This is a genomic window from Nonomuraea diastatica (assembly GCF_004349015.1).
GTDB classification, from domain to species: Bacteria; Actinomycetota; Actinomycetes; order Streptosporangiales; family Streptosporangiaceae; genus Nonomuraea; species Nonomuraea diastatica.
Map to the genome: position 1 here is coordinate 23,507 of NZ_SMKP01000094.1, position 15,085 is coordinate 38,591.

Here is a 15,085-nt window from a genome sequence, read left to right on the forward strand (position 1 = left end):
AGAGAGGCCCAACGGTGAAGTTCTCTATCTTCCTGAATCCGCAGATTCCCGGCTCTGGCTACGCGGCCGAGGAGAACGCCAAGGCCAGACGGCCCATCGGGCGTGACACGGAGTCGTACCAGAGGTTGCTGCACGAGGTGCGGGAGATAGCCGTCCACGCCGACCAGGTCGGGTTCGACGCGCTGATGATGACCGAGCACCATTTCCATTCGGAGGGCATGGAGTTCTCGGTCAACCCGCTGATGTTCCTCACCGACCTGGCCGCCAGGACCGAGCGCATCCTGCTGGCGCCGCTCGGCCTGGTGCTGCCCGCCTGGGACCCGATCAGGGCCGCCGAGGACGTGGCGCTGCTCGACCAGTTCTGCAAAGGACGGCTGCGCCTCGGCGTCGCCCGCGGCTACCAGAACCGCTGGATGAACGTGCTGGGCCAGCGCTGGCACGCCGCCGCCGCCCGCTCGGACGGCTCGGCCTCCGACACCCGCAACTTCGACGTCTTCGGCGAGGTGCTGAAGATCATGAAGCTGGCGTGGACACAGGAAACGTTGCGCTACAAGTCCGACGTGCTGGACTACCAGGTGCCCTATCCGTACGAGGGCATCGAGGGCTGGCCGGCGCAGGAGTGGACCAGGACCTTCGGCGCGCCCGGCGAGATCTCCGATGACGGCACGGTGCAGGCCGTCTCCGTCTGCCCCAGGCCGTACCAGAACCCGCACCCCGAGCTGTGGCAGCCGTTCACGATCTCCGACCGGTCGGTCATCAGGGCCGCCCAGGAGGACATCATGCCGTGGATGTTCACCCCCAACCCCGACGACCACGCCCAGAAGGCCAGGCTCTACCAGGAGGAGTCCGCCAAGCAGGACCGCCACTACAAGCTGGGCGAGCACACCGGCATCCTCAAGATCGTCGGCATCGCCGACACCACCGAGGAGGCCATCAACACCTTCGGCCGCAGCATCCCCAAGGACTTCGCCGCCTTCTTCGGCCCGTTCGGCTACCTCGAGGTGCTGCGGAAGAAGGAAGACGAGAAACACAAGCCCATCTCCCCGGAGAAGGGCGACGCCAAGCGCATGAACGACGTGGAGATGGCGCTCTTCGGCACCCCCGACGACGTCAAGCGCGGCATCCAGCGCATGCTCGACCGGATGCCCGACCTGGAGTGGTTCGGCCTCTACATGCAGGGCCAGCAGGGCGTGCTGCCGCTCGACACGGTCAAGCGCAACCTGGAACTGTTCGCCACCAAGGTCGCGCCGGAGTTCCGATGAAGATGTGGCTGGGGGCCTCGTTCTCCGACACGGAGCAGTTCGTGGAGCTGGCGCTGGCCGCCGAACGGTGCGGCTTCGAGACGCTGACGCTCTCCGACCATCTCTTCTACGCCGATTTCGAGACGCCGTACCCGTACTCACGGTCGGGGCGGCCCCGCTGGAACGCGCGGACGCACTGGCCGGACGTGTGGGTGACGATCGGGGCCATGTCAGCGGTGACCACGTCGCTGCGGTTCGCCCCCAACGTCTACATCGCCCCGGTCCGCGACCTGTTCACCGTGGCCAAGCAGGTGTCCACGGCGGCGGTGTTGTCGCGGGACCGGGTGACGTTCGGGGTGGGGGTGGGCTGGTGCAAGGAGGAGTTCGTCGCGACCGGGCAGGACTTCCACACGCGGGGGCGGCGGCTGGACGAGATGGTGCCCGTGCTCCGCTCGTTGTGGGCGGGCGAGACGGTCACCCTGGACGGCCTGCCCGCCCTGTCGATCTCCCCCGTCCCGGCCGGGCGCATCCCCGTCCATGTGGGCGGTGACAGCGAGGCCGCCCTGCGCCGGGCGGCACGGCTGGGCGACGGCTGGATCGGCAACCGCATCTACACCGAGGAGCAGCTCGACCCCGTGCTCGACACGCTCCGCCGGCAGCTCGACGCCACCGGCAGGAGCGGGCAGCCCTTCGACGTCATCGCGCCGCTGGCGGTGCTGCCGGACGCCGGCACGTACAAGCGCTTCGCCGCCAAGGGCGTGACGGGAACGCTGGCCGCGCCATGGTGGCTGGCCACTCCGGAGGAGAAGGCCCGGTACGGCGACGACACCCTGGAGCTCAAGATCGCCACCATGGAGCGTTTCGCCGAGGAGGTCATCGCCAAGCTCTGACCGCCCGCCTGGCCGGAGAGGTCGCTGTCCTGGCTCGGCGTGCAGCGCGCCCAGGAACCGGGGTGGCGGGAAAGGGCGATAGCCTCGGCTCGTGCTGGAAAGGATCGCGGCGACCCGCTATGTGACCCCGCTGCGCGAGGGCGGGTCGCTGCCGGGCGTCGTCGAGGCCGACGACCTGGGCACATACGTCGTGAAGTTCCGTGAGGCGGGCCAGGGCCGGCGGGTGCTCGTCGCCGAGATCGTCGCGGCCGAGCTGGGCCGCCGCCTGGGCCTGCGGACACCCGAGCTCAAGATCATCTACCTCGACCCCCAGCTCGGCGTCAGAGAGCCGGACGAGGAGGTGCAGGACCTCCTCAAGGCCAGCACCGGGCTCAACCTGGCGGTCGACTTCCTGCCGGGCGCGCTCGGGTTCGACCCGCTGGCCTGGTCGGCGGATCCGGTGTTCGCGTCGAGGGTGGTGTGGTTCGACGGCCTCATCCACAACATCGACCGGAGCTGGCGCAACCCCAACCTGCTGGTCTGGCACGGCGACACCTGGCTGATCGACCACGGCGCGGCACTCTGGTTCCACCACAACTGGAAGACGGCCGACCCGCGGCGGCCGTTCGACGCCGGCGACCACGTGCTAGCGCCGTTCGCCCGCGACGTGGCGGCGGCGGGCACGGAGCTGGCCGCGAAGATCACCCCAGAGCTGCTGGAGGCCGTGACGGCGCTGGTGCCCGGCGAATGGCTCGACGGCGAGCCAGGGTTCGGCTCGGCCGCCACCGTACGCGAGGCGTATACCGATCACCTGCTCCGGCGGGCGCGCGAGCCCCACGACTGGCTGGTGCGCTCCGGGCAGAAGGCGCCCAGGCAGGGGCCGGGGTCCGTCGGTGAGTTCTGGCGGGGAGGCAGCCGGTGACCAGGGACGTCTACGAATACGCGGTGATCCGCGTCGTGCCCAGGGTCGAGCGGGGCGAGCTGATCAACGCCGGCGTGCTGCTCTACTGCCAGCCGCGCGGCTACCTGTGCGCGCGGGTCGAGCTCGACGCCGGCCGGCTGAGGGCCGTCGATCCCGGCGCCGACGTCGACGGCGTCCGCCGGGCGCTGAGCGCGTACGAGCTGGCCTGCGGCGACGAGGCCGGTCCGCTGGAGGGCGAGTCGCTCGGCGGCAGGTTCCGCTGGCTGACGGCCCCGCGCAGCACGATCGTGCAGGCCGGGCCGGTGCACGTGGGGCTGACGGCCGACCCCGGCACCGAGCTGGCCAGGCTCTTCGACAAGCTCGTACGCCTCTGACCGCTCTAGCGGAACACCTCCGCGTTGGCCACCGCCCATTCCTCGAAGGTGCGGGGCGGCCGGCCGGTGACCTGTTCGACGGTGGGCAGCACCGCCGACTCGTCCAGCTCGCCGCGGGCGAAGAACCCGTAGAAGGCCTCCGCGTACGCCTGCGGCATCGTCGCGAGCAACTCGGTCCTGGCCTCGGCGTCGGACAACCCCTCGAAGGGCACCTCCCTGCCGAGCGCCTCCCCCAGGAGCCGCGCCCGGTCGGCGGGCCGCAGCGCCCGCGGCCCGGTCAGCCCGTAGACCTGTCCGGCGTGGCCCTGCTCCAGGAGGGACGCGGCGGCGACGGCGGCGATGTCGAGGGGGTCGATGGTGGCGACGCTGACCTCGGGGAATGTCTCGCGTACGACCTTCCCGGCCCTGACCTGGTCGGCCCAGCGCAGCGTGTTCGACATGAACGTACGCGGCCGCAGAACCGTCCACGGCACCCCCGCCTCGCGCACCAGCGCCTCGGACTCCACGTGGTAGCTCGACACCGGGTTGTCCAGGTTCGCGGCCTCGGCGGCGCTGGCCGACAACAACACCAGGTGCTCGACCCCCGCCCGCGCCACGGCGGCCAGTGTCTCTGCCATGCGGTCGTAGCCGCTCAGGAGGAAGACCCCGCGCACCCCGGCCAGCGCGCCCGCCACCGACGCGGGATCGTTCAGATCTCCCAGGGTCACCTCGGCGGGCAGGTCGACCGGACGCCGCACCAGGGCCCGCACCCCGGCCCCCCGCCCGGCCAGCGTCCGCACCAGCGCTCCACCCGCGTTGCCCGTGGCACCCGTGACAAGGATCATGCCCTGGATGCTAGAACAACACGGACATGAAGGTGTCGACCTCGTGGAAGCCGACCTTGCGATAGACCGCGCGCGCCGAACGGTTGTAGTCGTTGACGTAGAGCGTGACCACGGGCGCGAAGCAGCTCAGCGCGGCCTCCACCGTTGCGGCCATGCCCGCCACGGCGTGCCCCCTCCCCCGCAGGTCGGGGGCGACCCAGACACCCTGGATCTGGCAGGCGTGCGGCGTGACCGCGCCGATCTCCGCCTTGAACACCACCCGCCCGTCCTCGATGCGGGCGTAGGAGCGGCCGATCCTGATGAGCTCGGCGACCCTGGTGCGGTAGAGGGCGCCGCCGTCGCCGAGGTTCGGCGACACCCCGACCTCTTCGGTGAACATGGCCACGCACGCGGGCAGCAGGATGTCGAACTCTTCTGGCCGCACCCGGCGGACGAGCGGGTCGGCGGGCACCGGCGGCTTGTGCGAGGTGGCCATGACCGGCTGCGCCCAGCGGATCGCGCGGGCCCGGCCCCAGTGCGGCTCCAGCCGCTCCCACAACAACGAGACGGCGTCGGCGGGGCCCACGATGGACGAACACCGGCGCCCCTGCTTGCGAGCGCGGTCGGCGAACGCGTGCACGGCCTCAGGGCCGGCGTTGACCGGCACCATGTTGGCCCCGGCGTAACAGAGTGACACGAGGCCACCGCGCGGCCCGAATCCCCACATCTGCCCGCCCAGCCTCGCCGGATTGAGTCCGACGGCCCGCACCCGGGAGGAGACGAAGACATTGGCGACCGGATCGGAGTCAAGCATGGCGAGAACTTCGTCCCGGTCGCTGTCATCGAGCACGCGCGACGCCGATGTACGCAGCATCACACGGTCAGACTACGCGAAGGGTTACCGATTAGCTCATCTGGCGATGCCCGCGGTAACGGATTCTTGACGTCATCTTCCGCCCAGCAGCCCCGGCAACCCGAGGGCGCCCAGCAGGTCGTGCCGCTCTCCCGGGTTCGCGGCCATGCGGGCTGACGCGTTCGGCTCAGGCAACGCGCGGCACCCGGCGTCCCGCGCCGGCAGCGAGCCGTCACTCAGGTACGCCGCCAGGTGCCCGTCCACGCACTGGTTGCCCCCCAGCGACACGCCGTGGTTGCCCCCCTGCTCGACCACGAGGCGGGAGCTCGGGAAGAGGCGGTGCACCGTCAGCGCCCCCCGGTAGGGTGTCGCGGCGTCGTCACGGGACTGCAGGATGAGGATCGGCGGCAGCTTCGGCGACCCGTGCACCTGGACCCGCTCGCCGCCACGCACGTGCCAGAACGCGCATGGGGCGTTGTACCAGGCGTTCGGCCAGGTCAGGAACGGCGCGCTGCGGTGCGACCTGGTCATGTCGGCCCTCCACCTGTCCCAGTCGCGCGGCCAGCGGGCGTCGCGGCACTGGACGCCCAGGTAGACGGCGTAGCTGTTCTCGTCCGCCGCGTCGATCTTGCCGTGCTTGTCGTAGAGGTCGACCAGGCCCTTCACCTCGCCCTTCCGGACGTAGGCGGACCACGCCGCGGCGAACGCGGGCCAGACCTTGTCGCTGTATCCGGCGATGGTGAACGTGTCGTCGAGCTCACTCGGCCCCACGATGCCGCCGGCCGGGCGGTCCCGCAGCCTGTCACGCATCGCGTTGTAGGCGAACGACGTCTGCCTCGTGGTGGCGCCGAGCCTGTAGACGGAGTTGTGGTCGGCGGCCCAGCCGAGGAAGAGGCGGTGGCGGCGTTCGAAGGCGCCGTTCTGCCTGAGGTTGGCCTCGTACCACACCGTGGTGGGGTCGACGACGCTGTCCAGGACGAGCCGCTTGACACGCTGCGGGAAGAGCGTGGCGTAGACGGCGCCGAGGTAGGTGCCGTAGGAGTAGCCCAGGTAGCTGATCTTCTGCTCGCCGAGGGCGGCGCGGATGGTGTCCATGTCCCTGGCGGAGTTCTCGGTGGTGAGGTGCGGCAGCAGCCAGGCCCAGCGGTTGCCGCACGCGTTCGCGTACGCGGCGGCCCGGCTGAGCAGCACCCGCTCCTCGGCCCGCCCGCGCGGCACGGCGTCCGGCCGCGGCGCCTTGTAGTAGGCGTCGGGGTCGACGCAGCGCATGGCCGGCTCGCTCGCGCCGACGCCACGGGGATCGAAGCCCACGATGTCGTAGCGGTCGCGCAGGTCGCCGGGCAGGTTCCTGGCGACGTGCGCGGTGAGGTTGCGGCCGGACGCGCCAGGACCGCCCGGGTTCACCAGGAGCGTGCCCAGGTGGTCGGCGTCCCGCGACGTCTTGGCCTTGATCCGGTTGATCGCCACCTTGATCGAATGTCCGAGCGGCTCGCGGTAGTCGAGCGGCACGCGCACGGTGGCGCACTCCAGGCCGGCCGGCACCGGCTTCCCCGACGCCTGGGAACACGGCCCCCAGGCCACCGCAGACGGCGCGGCCGGCGCGCCTCTCGTTCCACTGGCCACTGCCACCCCGTCCGCGCTCACGATTCCGGCGACGAGCACCGCCGTTCCGGCGACAATCCCGACTACCCGTTTCACCCGGCCCCCTCCCATGTCATAGGCCTTGCGATGCTCCCGTATGTGACCGGGTCATGACGCTGGGTATGGGGAAATGCTTGCCATCATGTAATGGATCAGTTGCAAAGAGTGAAGGAACCGAAAACGCCCCGCGGACGTCGGAGACCCCGGGCCGATGACGGGCCCGGGGTCTGCGCGTGCGTCTAAGGGCAGGTCAGCCGACCGTGACCTGAGGGCCGGCGTCGTCGTCGAGGTCGATCTCGACGCCCATCTCCTCGGCCAGCCGCATGGCCTCCTCGATCAGGGTCTCGACGATCTGCGACTCGGGCACGGTCTTGATGACCTCGCCCTTGACGAAGATCTGGCCCTTGCCGTTGCCGGAGGCCACCCCGAGGTCGGCCTCGCGGGCCTCGCCCGGCCCGTTGACGACGCAGCCCATGACGGCCACCCGCAGCGGGACCTTCATGCCCTCCAGCCCGGCCTGCACCTGGTCGGCCAGCGTGTAGACGTCGACCTGGGCCCGCCCGCACGACGGGCAGGACACGATCTCGAGGCCGCGCTCGCGCAGCCCGAGCGACTCCAGGATCTGGGCGCCCACCTTGACCTCCTCGACCGGCGGCGCGGACAGGGAGACCCTGATCGTGTCGCCGATACCCTCGGCCAGCAGCGCGCCGAAGGCGACGGAGGACTTGATCGTGCCCTGGAAGGCCGGCCCGGCCTCCGTGACGCCCAGGTGCAGCGGGTAGTCGCACTGGGCGGCCAGCAGGCGGTAGGCGTTGATCATCACGATCGGGTCGTTGTGCTTGACCGAGATCTTGATGTCCCTGAAGCCGTGCTCCTCGAACAGCGAACACTCCCACAGGGCCGACTCCACCAGCGCCTCAGGCGTGGCCTTGCCGTATTTCTGCAGCAGCCGCGGGTCGAGGGAGCCGGCGTTGACGCCGATCCTGATCGGCACGCCGTGCTCGGAGGCGGCCCGGGCGATCTCACCGACCTTGTCGTCGAACTTCTTGATGTTGCCCGGGTTGACGCGTACGGCCGCGCAGCCCGCCTCGATGGCCGCGAACACGTATTTCGGCTGGAAGTGGATGTCGGCGATGACGGGGATCTGCGACTTCCTGGCGATCACGGGCAGCGCGTCGGCGTCGTCCTGGGACGGCACCGCCACGCGCACGATCTGGCAGCCGGAGGCTGTCAGCTCGGCGATCTGCTGCAGGGTGGCGTTGACGTCGGCGGTCACCGTGGTCGTCATCGACTGCACCGAGACGGGGGCGTCGCCGCCCACCGGCACGCTGCCGACCATGAGCTGGCGGGTGTGGCGGCGTTCGGCGAGCGGCTTGGGGCGCACCGCCGGAATGCCGAGAGCTACAGATGACATTTCAACCCTTACTGTGACGACGCTTTCAGTCTAGGTAGTTAGCGGTACTGCCCTGCTGTGACTTCGGCCGCACGGGCCCGGGCCCAGGCGTCGGCCGCCAGCACCTCGTCGACGGAGCCCGCCGGGGTGACGTCGTGCTCCTCGACGACCTGGGCGACGGTGTCGACGATCGCCAGGAACGGCAGGTCGCCGCGCATGAACGCGTCGAGGCAGGCTTCGTTGGCGGCGTTGTAGACGGCCGGCGCGGTGCCGCCCGCGCTGCCGACGTGCCTGGCGAGCGCGACGGAGGGAAACGCCTCGTCGTCGAGCGGCTCGAACGTCCATGTGTGCGCTTTGGTCCAGTCGATGGGCCGGGCCGCGCCGGGAATGCGGTGCGGGTGGCCGAGCGCCAGCGCGATCGGCAGCCGCATGTCGGGCGGGCTGGCCTGGGCGATGGTGGAGCCGTCGACGTATTCGACCATGGAGTGGATGATCGACTGGGGGTGCACCACGACCTCGATGCGGTCGAAGCCGAGGTCGAACAGCAGGTGTGCCTCGATCACCTCCAGCCCCTTGTTGACCAGGGTGGCGGAGTTGATCGTGATGACCGGCCCCATCGACCAGGTGGGGTGGGCCAGCGCCATCTCCGGGGTGACGTCGGCCATCTCGGCGCGCTTCATCCCCCGGAACGGGCCGCCGCTGGCGGTGACCACGAGCCGCTTGACCTCGGCGGGGTCGTAGCCGTCGGGCCCCGAGGCCCACAGGCACTGCTGCAGCGCCGAGTGCTCGGAGTCGACCGGCAGGATCTGCCCCGGCTTGGCCAGCCGCTTGACCAGGGGCCCGCCGATGATGAGGGATTCCTTGTTGGCCAGCGCGAGTGTCCTGCCCGACTCCAGGGCGACCAGCGTGGAGGTCAGGCCGAGCGCGCCGGTGATGCCGTTGAGCACGGTGTCGCACGGCCACGCCGCCACCTCGGCGACTCCCTCAGGACCTCCGAGCACCGTGGGGTGGGCGTCGTGCGCGGCCAGCGCCTCCTTCAGCGCCGGCACGGCCGAGGCGTCGGCCACCGCCACGACCTCGACGCCGAACTCGGCCGCCTGCCTGGCCAGCAGGTCGACTTTGCCACCCCCCGCCGCCAGCCCTGGAACCGTGAAGCCGCCGGGGTCGGCGGCGATGACGTCGAGCGCCTGGGTGCCGATCGAGCCGGTGGAGCCGAGCACGACGACGGAGCGGAGGGTCTGTTCATGCACCCGTCCATTGTCCCCGCTGCGTGGCGTACTCGGGCACGAGACCCCGATCAGCCGCAAAGTGCCTTACTTATGTGACGCGAGATAACTCAGTTAATTTGTGCCGGAATATCGCCATATCGGATCGCGCAAATCTTGAGAAAACTGGATATCGATGCCACTACCTTCCGAAGCTCACGTTCGGTTTCGGGAGGTACGTAATGCACCGCAAAGTTGCTCTGATTTCCGCCCTGGCCCTCGCCGCGGGGAGCGCCGCCCTGCTCCCGGCGAGCGGGGCGCAGGCCCACGTACGGGTGCGGCCGGAGCCCGCGCAGAAGGCGGCGGCGGATTCGGCGTCCGAGCGGCGCCAGGTCCTGACGTACTGGACGGAGCGGCGCATGGAGGCGGCCCCTCCGCTGGACGCGCCCGGTCCCGAGACCGGGACGAAGAAGACCATGGCGGAGCCCGCTGAGGGCACCCCGTGGACGGCCCCACCCAGTGGCGCGTCGAAGAACGGCGTCGCGTTGCAGGCGGCCAGGTCGTCGGGCACGCCCTGGACGAAGGGCGGCGCCGTCGTGAAGACCACGGGCCGGGTCTTCTTCACCACGCAGGGCCGCAACGCCACATGCTCGGGCTCGGCCGTGACCAGCGCGAACAAGAGCGTGGTGCTGACCGCCGGCCACTGCGTGAAGATGAACGGCGCCTTCCACACCAACTGGGTCTTCGTGCCCGGCTACGACAACGGCAAGCGCCCCTTCGGCACCTGGGCCGCCACCCGGCTGCTGACCACACCCCAGTGGAACGCCCGCGAGGACATCAACTTCGACATCGCCGCCGCGGTGGTCGCGCCCCTGGAGGGCAAGACGCTGGTGGACGTCGTGGGCGGCCAGGGCGTGGCCTTCAACCAGCCCAGACGGCAGCAGATGTACGCCTTCGGCTACCCGGCGGCGGCGCCGTACGACGGCTCGAAGCTCATCCACTGCAGCGGCCGGACCTTCGACGACGTCGCGATGTCGGAGGACCACGGCCTGACCTGCAACATGACCGGCGGTTCGAGCGGCGGTCCGTGGATGTTGAGCTTCAACGAGTCGACCGGCCTCGGGACGCAGAATTCGGTCAACAGCTTCAAATACAACTTCGCCCCGAACTGGATGTTCGGCCCTTATTTCGGAAATGAGGCTCAGGCCGTCTATCAGGCGGCACAAAGCACCAACGCTCTCTGAGCAACTTACCGAAAGTAGTCACAAGAACACATCTCGTGGTGCAGACTCGGGGGGCATGACCCTGAGCACCCCCATGCTCGCGGGGGCCCCGCTCCTCGCGGGGCTGATCGGCTCCGCGCTCGTCGGCGCGGCCCCGGCACCGCAGCAGGCCGAACACCCCGTCACCGCACCCATCGCCGGGTCCATGACCGGACCCGGCACTGGGCCCGCCTCCGTGGCGCCGCAGGCCGGGATAGTCGAGCACGTGGCCGCGCGCACGCCCGCCGATCAGCAGCGCGTGCTCGACTACTGGACGCCGCAGCGCATGGCCAAGGCCCTGCCGATCGAACTGCTCGGCCTCGTCACGAGCGGCAAGGGCCTGCTGAGCGACCTGACCGGCGGGCGCGTGCTCCCCGCCCTCACCGGTCAGACCGCCGGTCAGGCCGTTCCCGGCCGCACGGCGAGAACCGCCGTGCCCCGCCACCACGCGGCCGCCGCGCCGAGCGCCAGCACCGTCGGCACCCGCTGGGGTTCCGGCGGCCTCGTCGCCAGGACGACGGGCCGCGTGTTCCTGACCGTGGCCGGGGCGGACTTCGTCTGCTCGGCCAGCACGGTCAAAAGCGCCAACAAGGACCTCGTGGTCACCGCCGGCCACTGCGTGAAGGACGGCGCCGGCGAGTGGGCGGCGAACTGGACGTTCGTCCCGGGCTACGGGTCCGGCGGGAAGGCGCCGTTCGGACAGTACACCGCCCGCCGCATGTTCGTCCCCGACCCGTGGTCGCGCAGCGGCGACGACAACTACGACGTCGGCATGGTCGCCCTGGCCACGTCACGCGGCAGGCACGTGGCCGACGTGGTCGGCACCCAGGAGATCGCCTTCAACGCGCCACGCGGCGGCCAGGCGTACGGCTTCGGCTATCCCGCCGACCCGCCGTACGACGGCGGGCACCTGGTCTACTGCGCGGGACGGTTGCGGAACGACCCGCACGGGCAGACCCGCGACCAGGGCCTCGGCTGCGCCATGACGGCGGGCTCCAGCGGCGGCCCCTGGATGACCACGTTCAACGCCGCCACCGGCAGGGGCACGATCACCTCGCTGAGCAGCTTCAAGTACAGCGACGACCAGCGCACGATGTACGGCCCCTACTTCGGCGACGCCGCCAAGGCTCTCTACACCATGGCAGGACGCGCCTGACCGGCGTGCCAGGTCATTTCAGCTCCGACTCCAGCAGCCCCATCATGAGGAAGTCGTGCCACTTCCCCTTGGTGCGGAACGACTCGCGCCGCCGCCCCTCCTCGACGAACCCCACCCTGGTGTACGCCCGCACGGCGGCCGTGTTGTCGGCCACCACCCAGAGCATCACACGGTGCAAACCCATCTCCTCGAAGGCGTACCTGCAGATCAGGCGCAGCGCGTCCGTCGCGTAGCCGCCTCCCCGGTGATCATGGTCACCGATGGCGATGCTCTGCAGGGTGGTCTCGCCCTGAATGAAGTCGGTGTCACCGAGCGCGACATAGCCGATCAGGCGCCCGCCGTCGAGCGTCTCGATGCCCAGCACCATCTGCTCGAAGGTGTTGCGCGGCCGGTTGGCGCCCTTCTCCATGTTCTGGGCGAGGGAAATGGGCGGCGAGCCGTTCATCCACCGCCCCACCTCCTGATCGTGATACCAGCGCCACAGGGCTTCGCTGTCGGCTGGTTCAAGGGCGCGCAGGCGCACGCGGTCTCCGGTCAGCATGAGATCTCCCATCAGTAGACCGGCCACGTCTACCAGGGTGCTGATATGCGGAGCAATAGCTTTTCCCTGCCCTCAGAGCGGCAATCCGGTCAGCACCATGACCTTCTCGTACGTGTAGTCCGTCATCGCCGAGCGCAGCCCTTCACGTCCGATACCCGAGTCCTTGACCCCGCCGTACGGCATCTGGTCGGCCCGGTACGACGGCACGTCGCCGACGACCACGCCGCCCACCTTCAGCTCCCGGTTGGCCAGGAAGGCGGCGTCCAGCGAGCGCGTGAACACCCCCGCCTGCAGGCCGTACTTCGAGTCGTTGACCATCGCGTAGGCGTCGTCGACGGAGGCGGCGGGCTGGAGAATCATGACGGGCCCGAAGACCTCCTCGCGGGCCACCTTGGCGTCGTGGGGCACGCCGGCCAGCACCGTCGGGGTGTAGGACGTCCCTTCGCGGATGCCGCCCGCGAGCACCTCGGCGCCGGCCGCCACGGCCTCGTTGACCCACTGCTCCACGCGCTCGGCGGCGGCCTCGGAGACGAGCGGGCCCACCTGGGTCTTCTCGTCCGCGGGGTCGCCGGTGACGAGCCCCTCGACGGCCGGGACCAGACGCTCGACGAAGGCGTCGTGGACCGGCTGCTCGACGATCACCCGCTGCACGGCGATGCAGCTCTGGCCGCCCTGGTAGTTGGAGTAGAGGGCGATGCGCTGCGCCGCCCAGTCGAGGTCGGCGTCGGCCAGCACGACCGCCGCCGCGTTGCCGCCCAGCTCCAGCGTGACGTGCTTGCGCGGCACCTGGTCGGCGATGGCGTAGCCGACGGGCGCCGAGCCGGTGAACGACACCACGGGCAGCCTCGCGTCCTGCACCAGGCCGGCCGCGCGCTCGTTCGGGACCGGCAGCACCGAGAACATGCCCGCGGGCAGGTCGGTCTCGGCCAGGAGCTCGCCCAGCAGCAGCGACGACAGCGGCGTGGCGGGCGCGGGCTTGACGATGACGGGGGCGCCGACGGCGATGGCCGGGGCGACCTTGTGCGCGACGAGGTTCAGCGGGAAGTTGAACGGGGTGATCGCCAGCACGGGCCCGTACGGGACCCGCGACACGTACGCCAGGCGCCCGGCCGCGGCCGGCTCGGTGTCGAGCCGCTGCGCCTCGCCGGACCAGCGGCGAGTCTCCTCGGCGGCGAACCGGAACGTGGCGACGGCCCTCGTGACCTCGCCGCGCGCCCAGAAGATCGGCTTGCCGTTCTCGGCGGTGATCAGGCGGGCGATCTCGTCGGCCCGCTCCTCGATGCGCCGCGAGACGTGGGCCAGCGCCTCGGCCCGCACGTGCACGGGCAGCGCGGCGGCCTGATCCGCGACCGCGTGCGCCGCGGCGATGGCCTCCTCGACCTGCGCGTCCGTGGGCACGGAATGCCTGCCGACCTCGCGGCCGTCGTGGGGGTTGGTGACAGTGAGCTCGGAGTCCCCGGTCGCCGGGCGGCCGGCCAGCCAGAAGGTACGCACGTCCATAGTTCAGACGTTATGCGAAGCCGACGTCCGGGGATGACACCACGGTGCACAAGACTCTCACGAGACCTCACCGTTAAGTACAAGCCCTGTTGTATACCCATGATGTAACGGAACTAGACCCAATTCGGGATGTTTACCATGCGGAGTGGTTTGAGCAATCGTCGCTCTGGCTAAGTCATCGGATGCGGGTCTACAGCGTGGTGGGCCCCCGATCAGAAAGGCGTGGGCCCCGTGACCGAACACCGTGAGGTCACAAGGACACATAGCTCCTTGGCCGCTAAGGAGGTCTCATGACCTCGGCGCCGCTGGGGCTCCAGGGTGCTTACCTCAAGGGAGAGCGCGCCAGCCACGACGAACTCCGCTCCCACCTCCTCGACGTGGCCGTCAACCTGCTCGAGACCGACGGCCCCGACAGCCTCACCATGCGCAGGATCGCCGCGGAGGCAGGGTGCACGACGACCGTCATCTACACGATGTTCGGCAATCGGGAGGGTCTGGCGGAGGCCCTCTATCTGGAGGGGTTCGAGCGCTTCCGCCGCTACCTGGAATCGGTGCCGCAGCGACGCAGCCCGTTCGAGCACCTGACCGCTCTCGGGCCCGCCTACCGTCAGGTGTGCCTGTCCGAGCCCGGCTACTACAGCCTGATGTTCGAGCGGGCGATCCCCGGCTTCGAGCCCAGCGAGCGCGCGAGGACCCTCGCCCGCGCCGCACTCAACATCCTTGACCGTGTGATCGCCGACTGCATCTCCGCCGGCTACCTGATCCCGACCCAGCCCCGCAAGATCGCGGACGCGCTGTGGGCGGCGGCCCAGGGGGCGATCAGCCTGGAGCGTGCCGGGCACCTGCGCGACGGGCGCACGTTCGAGGCGGTCACGATGGCGACCATCTGCTGCTACCAGGTGAACAAGCAGGCATGACGGCCGCGTCGGCGCTCCGCCGCCGACGATCGGCCGCGTCCGCACCCCGCCGACGATCAGCCGCGTCCACGCTCCGGCGCTGACGATCAGCGGCGGGCCGCTTCGAGCGCGAACCACAACTCGGCGCGGACACCCGGATCGTCGAGGTCGCGGCCGAGCAGCTCGGCCACGCGTTTCATGCGGTAGCGCAGCGTGTGCCGGTGCACGCCGAGCCGCTGCGCCGCCGCGTCCCAGTGGCCGTTGCTCTCCAGGTACGCGCGCAGGGACTCCACGAGGCCGGCCCGGGAGCCGTAACCGGTGAGCGGAGCCAGCAGCGCGGCCGAGAACGCCTGGGCGTCCGCCTGGTCGAGCAGCCCGAGCACGCCCTGCCCGGCCAGCTCCGTGAACCGCACCACCCCTTCCCGACGC

Annotated in this window: 15 protein-coding genes; 7 read left to right on the top strand and 8 right to left on the bottom strand. The window is 70.3% G+C overall.

Annotated features, from left to right (window positions below):
- Positions 1-14: 14 nt before the first annotated feature.
- The 4 genes from E1294_RS29290 (at position 15) to E1294_RS29305 (ending at position 3,406) form a co-directional block, all read left to right on the top strand.
- Complete coding sequence (locus E1294_RS29290) at positions 15-1,262, top strand: LLM class flavin-dependent oxidoreductase (RefSeq protein WP_132513676.1); 1,248 nt, start codon at positions 15-17, stop codon at positions 1,260-1,262.
- A complete protein-coding gene (locus E1294_RS29295) occupies positions 1,259-2,131 on the top strand; it encodes a TIGR03619 family F420-dependent LLM class oxidoreductase (RefSeq protein ID WP_132513678.1) in 873 nt (290 codons plus the stop codon). The genes E1294_RS29290 and E1294_RS29295 overlap by 4 nt, the downstream gene beginning before the upstream one ends.
- A 91-nt stretch (positions 2,132-2,222) precedes the next feature.
- The gene (locus tag E1294_RS29300) at positions 2,223-3,032 is read left to right on the top strand and encodes a HipA family kinase (protein ID WP_132513680.1); all 810 of its coding nucleotides are present in this window, start codon (positions 2,223-2,225) and stop codon (positions 3,030-3,032) included.
- Positions 3,029-3,406 (top strand): DUF3037 domain-containing protein, encoded by a 378-nt coding sequence (locus E1294_RS29305; RefSeq protein WP_181958569.1) that lies wholly within the window; start codon positions 3,029-3,031, stop codon positions 3,404-3,406. The genes E1294_RS29300 and E1294_RS29305 overlap by 4 nt, the downstream gene beginning before the upstream one ends.
- 5 nt (positions 3,407-3,411) lie before the next feature.
- Here the strand turns inward: E1294_RS29305 and E1294_RS29310 are convergent, their stop codons facing one another.
- The 5 genes from E1294_RS29310 to dxr form a co-directional block, all read right to left on the bottom strand.
- On the bottom strand, positions 3,412-4,230 hold the full coding sequence (locus tag E1294_RS29310) for an NAD(P)H-binding protein (protein WP_132513684.1): 819 nt from the start codon (positions 4,228-4,230) through the stop codon (positions 3,412-3,414).
- A 10-nt stretch (positions 4,231-4,240) separates the two neighbouring features.
- On the bottom strand, positions 4,241-5,083 hold the full coding sequence (locus tag E1294_RS29315; RefSeq protein WP_132513700.1) for a GNAT family N-acetyltransferase: 843 nt from the start codon (positions 5,081-5,083) through the stop codon (positions 4,241-4,243).
- Between the two features lie 72 nt (positions 5,084-5,155).
- Positions 5,156-6,760, bottom strand: a complete 1,605-nt coding sequence (locus tag E1294_RS29320; protein WP_246083349.1) for an alpha/beta hydrolase — start codon at positions 6,758-6,760, stop codon at positions 5,156-5,158.
- 193 nt (positions 6,761-6,953) lie between these two features.
- A complete protein-coding gene (gene ispG / locus E1294_RS29325; protein WP_132513686.1) occupies positions 6,954-8,117 on the bottom strand; it encodes a flavodoxin-dependent (E)-4-hydroxy-3-methylbut-2-enyl-diphosphate synthase in 1,164 nt (387 codons plus the stop codon).
- A gap of 38 nt (positions 8,118-8,155) precedes the next feature.
- Positions 8,156-9,346 (bottom strand): 1-deoxy-D-xylulose-5-phosphate reductoisomerase, encoded by a 1,191-nt coding sequence (gene dxr / locus E1294_RS29330; protein ID WP_132513688.1) that lies wholly within the window; start codon positions 9,344-9,346, stop codon positions 8,156-8,158.
- Between the two features lie 197 nt (positions 9,347-9,543).
- On the opposite strand from dxr, the gene E1294_RS29335 reads away from it, so the two are divergent.
- Together E1294_RS29335 and E1294_RS29340 are read left to right on the top strand one after the other, a co-directional pair.
- Positions 9,544-10,545: a trypsin-like serine peptidase gene (locus tag E1294_RS29335; protein ID WP_132513690.1), complete on the top strand. Its 1,002-nt coding sequence runs from the start codon at positions 9,544-9,546 to the stop codon at positions 10,543-10,545.
- Between the two features lie 55 nt (positions 10,546-10,600).
- The gene (locus tag E1294_RS29340) at positions 10,601-11,719 is read left to right on the top strand and encodes a trypsin-like serine peptidase (protein WP_165977536.1); all 1,119 of its coding nucleotides are present in this window, start codon (positions 10,601-10,603) and stop codon (positions 11,717-11,719) included.
- 13 nt (positions 11,720-11,732) lie between these two features.
- Here E1294_RS29340 and E1294_RS29345 read toward each other — a convergent pair whose 3' ends face one another.
- Positions 11,733-12,287 carry a GNAT family N-acetyltransferase gene (locus E1294_RS29345; protein ID WP_246083350.1) on the bottom strand — a complete coding sequence of 185 codons (555 nt, stop codon included), beginning with the start codon at positions 12,285-12,287 and terminating at the stop codon, positions 11,733-11,735.
- A 45-nt stretch (positions 12,288-12,332) separates the two neighbouring features.
- On the bottom strand, positions 12,333-13,760 hold the full coding sequence (locus tag E1294_RS29350) for an aldehyde dehydrogenase family protein (RefSeq protein ID WP_132513692.1): 1,428 nt from the start codon (positions 13,758-13,760) through the stop codon (positions 12,333-12,335).
- A 290-nt stretch (positions 13,761-14,050) separates the two neighbouring features.
- Between E1294_RS29350 and E1294_RS29355 the strand changes: the two genes are divergently transcribed.
- A complete protein-coding gene (locus tag E1294_RS29355) occupies positions 14,051-14,677 on the top strand; it encodes a TetR/AcrR family transcriptional regulator (RefSeq protein ID WP_132513694.1) in 627 nt (208 codons plus the stop codon).
- Between the two features lie 86 nt (positions 14,678-14,763).
- Here the strand turns inward: E1294_RS29355 and E1294_RS29360 are convergent.
- On the bottom strand, positions 14,764-15,085 hold a 322-nt coding region (locus E1294_RS29360), incomplete at its 5' end, for a PucR family transcriptional regulator (protein ID WP_132513696.1).